The sequence below is a fragment of the Microcystis sp. LE18-22.4A genome (assembly GCF_027531105.1).
GTDB classification, from domain to species: Bacteria; Cyanobacteriota; Cyanobacteriia; order Cyanobacteriales; family Microcystaceae; genus Microcystis; species Microcystis aeruginosa.
In genome coordinates, this window is sequence record NZ_JAPZRB010000358.1 from 1 (window position 1) to 5,936 (window position 5,936).

The window sequence follows — 5,936 nt, forward strand, 5'->3', positions numbered from 1 at the left end:
ACTCAATTGTCTATCTTTTGGTATTAACCTGTTTGTGCCTTAAGTCCTTCCCTGTATGGATTTCAGCTACTTTTGAGCGTAGGCGCTCTCATCGAATTTTATTTTAAGTTAATTATTTGCATAACAATTCCCGAAGAGCCACATAATCTAAAGTCTGTTGTCGGATCGTTTTTTCAATATCCCCTAAACTGGCTAAGTCTTCGGGAGCGGCCTCTTGATAGAGAATTTCGGCGATTCCTCGGGCGTATTCTTGGAGTTTTTTCTGGTTTTCTGGGTTCATTGACCGTTTCCTCCTTTGATATATCCCTATTTTACTCGATTCTTCCACCGGTCTCCAGCGCACTCTTCTGCAAAACTGACTTGCTCCCGAAGAACAGTATCTTGTCTTAAATACTCTTGAAACTTTGGGACTCCTGCTCTTTAGAGTCTATGATGAAGATAATGGAGCTTGGCTAATCATTACTTCTAGTCTAACATTGCCCAGATCATACTTATTGCCTAATGGCGAAATTGTTCCCCTAGAATGGATGCTTTAACCATGAAAAAACCGACAGAACTTCAACAGCAAAAATACGAAAGAATTGGCGAAATTGCAGCCAAAGGAAGACAGCGTTATCTAGAAGCAGGAGGCGATCAAAAAATCTGCCCTAGCGGAAGAAAAGGAAATGATTATTTAACCGATGAAGAACGTAAAGAAATTTTACAATTAGCCCGTCAGGTTTTTGGCGTTCAGATTAAAGATGGCCAAGTTTACTGTCAAGGACGGACTTGGAAAATATCCGATAAAAAAGTCTCAAAAGATACCGAAAAATGAACTAAATATTGCTAGTGTAGAACGTAGGTTGGGTTGAAGCATGAAACCCAACGCTCGCTCATGTTACGCTACCGCTAACCCATCCTACAAATAATTCTGCCTCCCTACTTAAATGCGCGGGCAGCTTAGAACTTACCTGAATAAAAGCCCCCAGAAAACATCACTTTCTAGGGGTCTAATTACAATTGACGGAAAACAAACTTATGGGGAGGTTAACCTCCAGCCACCGCAGGAACGATACTGACTTCATCGCCATCTTTTAAGGGGGTTTTTGTCCCATCGAGGAAGCGAATATCTTCGCTGTTGACGTAGAAATTTAAAAAGCGCCGGGGTGCGCCCTCTTCATCGCATAAGCGGGCCTTAATACCGGGGAAACTTGCTTCTAAGGATTCGATTAAATCACCGACACTACTAGCACTACACTCGATGGTAGCCTTATTTTCTGTAAATTTTTGCAGGGGAGTGGGAACGAGAACTTTTACAGCCATAGATATTAAAGGAAAAAGTGGAAAGGACGGTAAGCTGCACGCGAATTTAAATTGCTTGTGGAGATGAGGCAAGAGGATAATCGCCCCATCATCCCCGAACATCAATTCTAGACGAGAACCTGTTGCCATTCGAGGCGTTCGAGGGTGCGGGAACGTTCCAGGGCCCGTTCAAAGCTTTCTAATTTCGGTTCGATTAACAGGGGTTCACCGATATAACCCTGTACCGCTTCTTGGGTTTTTAGACCATTACCAGTGATATAAACGACCGTGGTTTCTTCGGGGTCGATTTTACCCGCTTCTACTAATTTTTTCAAGACGGCGATAGTCGTACCGCCCGCGGTTTCCGTGAAAATGCCTTCCGTTTCTGCCAAAAGTTTAATACCTTCGATAATTTCGGCATCGGTGACGGATTCAATATTACCGCCAGTTTTACGGGCAATATCAAGGGCATAAACACCATCGGCGGGATTACCAATAGCGATCGATTTGGCGATAGTATTGGGTTTAACTGGGGCGACAAAATCCCGTCCTTCCTTGAAAGCTTGGGCAATGGGGGAACAACCCTCCGCTTGAGCGCCACTAAAACGCACTGCTTTATCTGCCACCAAACCGACTTTGACGAATTCTTGGAAGCCTTTATAAATCTTGGTAAAGAGGGAACCACTGGCTAAAGGTGCGACAATATGATCGGGGAGTTTCCAGCCTAATTGTTCGGCCACTTCAAAGCCTAAGGTTTTGGAACCTTCGGAATAGTAGGGACGCAGATTGATGTTGACAAAACCCCAACCGTAGGTATTGCCCACTTCTGAACAGAGACGGTTGACCTGATCGTAATTGCCTTTAACCGCCATTACCGTGGGATTATAGATTAGGGTGCCGAGAATTTTACCCGCTTCTAAGTCGGAGGGAATGAAAACACAACAGTCTAAACCGGCGTGAGCGGCAATAGCGGCGGTGGAATTGGCCAGATTTCCCGTACTAGCACAGGAAACGGTGGTAAAACCTAATTCTTTGGCGCGGGTAAGGGCGACGGATACCACTCTATCTTTGAAGCTGAGAGTGGGCATATTGACGGCATCATTTTTAATGTAGAGATTTTTTAGACCCAAGCGCCGGGCTAAACGGTGGGATTTAACTAGGGGAGTCATACCCGTACCCACATCGATAGGATTTTCACTTTCCACTGGCAAAAAGGAACGATAGCGCCAGATGGAATTGGGACCTGCTTGAATGCTTTCTCTGGTGACAGTGCGACGGATGAGGTCGTAATCGTAGTCCACTTCCAGGGGGGCAAAGGTTTCTTCGCAGATATTCAGCGCTTTCAGGGGGTAAGAAGTCCCTCCTTCCTTAGAAACCAAGCGGGTAAAGGTGGGGATGAATTTTGAGGTTTCGATGTTTGTCGCTAGGGTCATGATTTTCCTGTCTTGCCGTCAACTGAATCTACAAGCATCCTATCACCCGCAAAATCTTGGTGTCAAATATACCCGACTTATTTTGTCGGGTATAAATTTATACAAAAATTAGGGGATAATCTGGGGAGCAGCAAGGGTTAAGGGGAGAGAGTTCGGCTGCCGTGTCAGGAAACTTCGGGGTAGTTTTAGGTCAAAAAAAGGACTAGGAGAAGGGATTTAAGTTTTTTAGGAGGCTATAGGCTATTTACTGCTAATTTTATCGAAATAAACCCTAATTTTTCTTTAAATAGCCTAAAAAGGGGGGCGATTAACTGCGGTTGCCAGAAAGTTTCTCGCTTTACTCAAGATGATTGTCAAGAAAAGTGACAAATTATGTGATTTTGTTGAGAAATAATAATTTTTCTAGGCTGCCAAATAAAATTGACCATTTCCGGCGATCGGCAGGAGTCAGGAGATTATTTTTATTTATTCTTCCTTTTCCCCACACCCCACACCCTACACCCCACACCCCACACCCCACACCCCACTTCCCCATCACCCCACTTCCCCATCACCCCACACCCCACACCCCACACCCCACACCCTACACCCTCTTTCAAGTCAGTGGTCAGGAGATAACTGCTTTTTGATAAAAAGTTAAGGTGGTATTGCCGTAGCGTTTCTGACGACAAATGGTTAAACCTTCTAGATTAATTGCTTGCCAAGATTTGGGATTATGTTCCACGGCAATTTCCCCCAGAGAATCTAATAAATTAAATTGAGAGATGGCAGTTAGTACCGGTAAATATAAACCGCTTTCGTAGGGAGGGTCAAAATAAATTAAATCAAAACTTTTCCCCGCTAAAGTGGCTAACTTTGTCAGTACATCCCCCCGAATTACTTGGAATTGCTGGGGAGAAGTTGCTAAATTGCGCCAATTTTCCTTGATAATTTCGCCAGCGCGTCCTGATTGTTCAATTCCGATTACTAGACTCGCACCTCGACATAAAGCTTCCGCACCCATGGAACCATTACCCGCACAAAGATCCAACCAACGACAGCCGGATAATTTCTGTTGCCAGATATTAAATAAAGCTTCTCGCACCCTTGCTGTCGTCGGACGGGTTAATTGTCCTGCTAGGGTTTTTATGGGACGATTGCCGTAAATTCTCATTAGTTAAAAGGCAAATTCAGTTAATCTTTTTTGTAATAAATCAGGAAAAAGAGCATAGTATCTTTGATTGAGAGGAGAGGGATGGGGGAGAGGCAATAAAGTCACTTTCTTTTGCTGTTTTAATCCATCTTCATCGGTAGCGGTAAGGGTAACTAGCAGTTTTTTGGTAAAGCGTTCTTTATCAAGATAGAATTTATCTACTTCTCTGGGTTTACCGTAGGGTTCAAACCATTTAAAAGCTTCCGTGCCAAGGGGAATGATATGATCACCTTGCCAATAAAAAACTAGCAGTTTTTCTATAAATGGACGAAAACGATCTTTCACTTCCCCAGAATAAGCTTTATTACCAGGAGGTTTGTAGGGAACTGTATTAGTTAAGAAAATTCGATCGCACACCGATAATAACTCTTGACGATCGTGGGATTTTCTCCCCTGCCAAGCTTGAAAAAATCCCTCTCTCACCATTCTACCGGCAGCCCCGATCAAAGGTTGTCCTGCATACACTTCATCTCGTCCTAAATCCCGCCCAAAAAAGCATAACTGACTAGCCAGATTACCTGCATACAAAACTGGTTCAAGGGGGTCTTTTTTGGCCTCTTGGTAAATTAGGGTATCGATGGGAAAATCCTCTTTTTTTGCCTCTTGGTGTACCTGTTTAATTAGGGTTTTAATATCGGTCATTATTCCAGAAATCGGTTATTAGTGGCTCTCCATTCTACTACAAAAATGAAAATTATCAGTCTTCAGTCTTCAGGAGATTATTTTTATTTATTCTTCCTTCTCCCCACACCCTACACCCCACACCCTACACCCTACACCCTACACCCTACACCCCACACCCTACACCCCACACCCCAATTCACTCCTCGGTGCGATAGCCAAATTCTGCTAAAAGTGAGCGAGATTGTCGCCATTTTGGTTCTACCTTCACAAATAATTTTAAATATACCTCCCCGGCGATTAACTTTTGAATAGCCGATCGAGCGGAAGAGCCGATCGCTTTTAACATACTGCCATTTTTACCGATGACGATCCCTTTTTGGGAATCTCGTTCCACGTTAATGGCGGCAAAAACCTTGGTTAAAGCGGGAGTTTCCTCGACGCGTTCAATCACCACTGCCACAGAATGGGGAATTTCCTGACGGGTTTGCCGTAAAATCTGTTCGCGGATTAATTCGCCCATAATAAACCTTTCCGGTTGATCGGTGACTAAATCGGGGGGATAGTAATAGGGACCGACTTCGAGGGAATCAGTTAACAGATTTTGCAGTTCTTCGATTCCCGTCCCCTCCAGTGCCGAAAACTTGAGCAGAGGCCAGTTATTTTCCGCCGCTAAGGTGCGATAACTATCGTCGATAGGCTCCGGGTCTTCCGGTTGCTGATCGGCTTTATTTAGCCCTAAAATCGTGGGAGTTTGGTTTTTAGTCAGTAAATCGGCGATATAGCGATCGCCACTACCCAAAAAATTGCTACTATCGACAACAAATAAAACTAAATCTACAGAATTTATGGCGTTTTCAGCATTTTTAACTAAAACTTTGCCTAATTCGTGATGAGGCTTGTGAATGCCGGGGGTATCGACAAAAATCATCTGGGCGCGCTCGCTGGTGACAATGCCGCGTAAACGGTTGCGGGTAGTTTGAGCGATGGGAGAAGTAATGGCGATTTTTTCTCCCACTAATTGATTCATCAGGGTAGATTTGCCCACATTAGGACGACCAATAATGCCAATAAAACCCGATTTAAAACCGGTCGGTGCGATGGGAATTACTGCCGAATCGAGATTAACGGCTTGAGAGTTGATAAAATCGTTCATAATTAAAGAATATTACCTAAAATGTCGGATGAATGCCCCCGCTAAATTTTTCGACAAGACATCAACCTTTGCGGGGGATGAAATCCGACCAGAATATCAACCGCGAAGCACGATTTTAATTCTACCATTTGTAGGTAAACTGTGTTATACTTAATTTATCCAGGGTCGAGGATTAATCAATGCTAGTCGTAGAAGCCAAGTTAAAAAACGGGACACCAGAACAATACCAAAGACTAGATGAAGCAATTAGGAC

7 protein-coding genes and 1 pseudogene are annotated in these 5,936 nt (G+C 43.8%); 2 read left to right on the forward strand and 6 right to left on the reverse strand.

The window, feature by feature from the left end:
- Positions 1-112 precede the first annotated feature (112 nt).
- Positions 113-280, reverse strand: a complete 168-nt coding sequence (locus tag O9295_RS16165; protein WP_288033832.1) for a hypothetical protein — start codon at positions 278-280, stop codon at positions 113-115.
- Between the two features lie 258 nt (positions 281-538).
- Between O9295_RS16165 and O9295_RS16170 the strand changes: the two genes are divergently transcribed.
- Positions 539-814 (forward strand): hypothetical protein, encoded by a 276-nt coding sequence (locus tag O9295_RS16170; protein WP_061431405.1) that lies wholly within the window; start codon positions 539-541, stop codon positions 812-814.
- Between the two features lie 212 nt (positions 815-1,026).
- On the opposite strand, the gene O9295_RS16175 is transcribed toward O9295_RS16170, so the two are convergent.
- The 5 genes from O9295_RS16175 to era all read right to left on the reverse strand — a co-directional run bounded on the left by O9295_RS16175 (position 1,027) and on the right by era (position 5,683).
- Positions 1,027-1,302 (reverse strand): MoaD/ThiS family protein, encoded by a 276-nt coding sequence (locus tag O9295_RS16175; RefSeq protein ID WP_288033837.1) that lies wholly within the window; start codon positions 1,300-1,302, stop codon positions 1,027-1,029.
- A gap of 107 nt (positions 1,303-1,409) precedes the next feature.
- Positions 1,410-2,714 carry a threonine synthase gene (gene thrC, locus O9295_RS16180; RefSeq protein ID WP_002783420.1) on the reverse strand — a complete coding sequence of 435 codons (1,305 nt, stop codon included), beginning with the start codon at positions 2,712-2,714 and terminating at the stop codon, positions 1,410-1,412.
- A 607-nt stretch (positions 2,715-3,321) separates the two neighbouring features.
- The gene (gene rsmD / locus O9295_RS16185) at positions 3,322-3,867 is read right to left on the reverse strand and encodes a 16S rRNA (guanine(966)-N(2))-methyltransferase RsmD (RefSeq protein WP_288033834.1); all 546 of its coding nucleotides are present in this window, start codon (positions 3,865-3,867) and stop codon (positions 3,322-3,324) included.
- A 3-nt stretch (positions 3,868-3,870) separates the two neighbouring features.
- Positions 3,871-4,548, reverse strand: coding sequence for a uracil-DNA glycosylase family protein (locus tag O9295_RS16190; protein ID WP_103111637.1), 678 nt, complete (start codon positions 4,546-4,548; stop codon positions 3,871-3,873).
- Between the two features lie 178 nt (positions 4,549-4,726).
- The gene (era, locus tag O9295_RS16195) at positions 4,727-5,683 is read right to left on the reverse strand and encodes a GTPase Era (RefSeq protein ID WP_288033836.1); all 957 of its coding nucleotides are present in this window, start codon (positions 5,681-5,683) and stop codon (positions 4,727-4,729) included.
- Positions 5,684-5,862: 179 nt separating this feature from the next.
- Here era and O9295_RS16200 point away from each other — a divergent pair.
- A pseudogene (locus tag O9295_RS16200) lies at positions 5,863-5,936 on the forward strand (transposase); the annotation flags it as partial.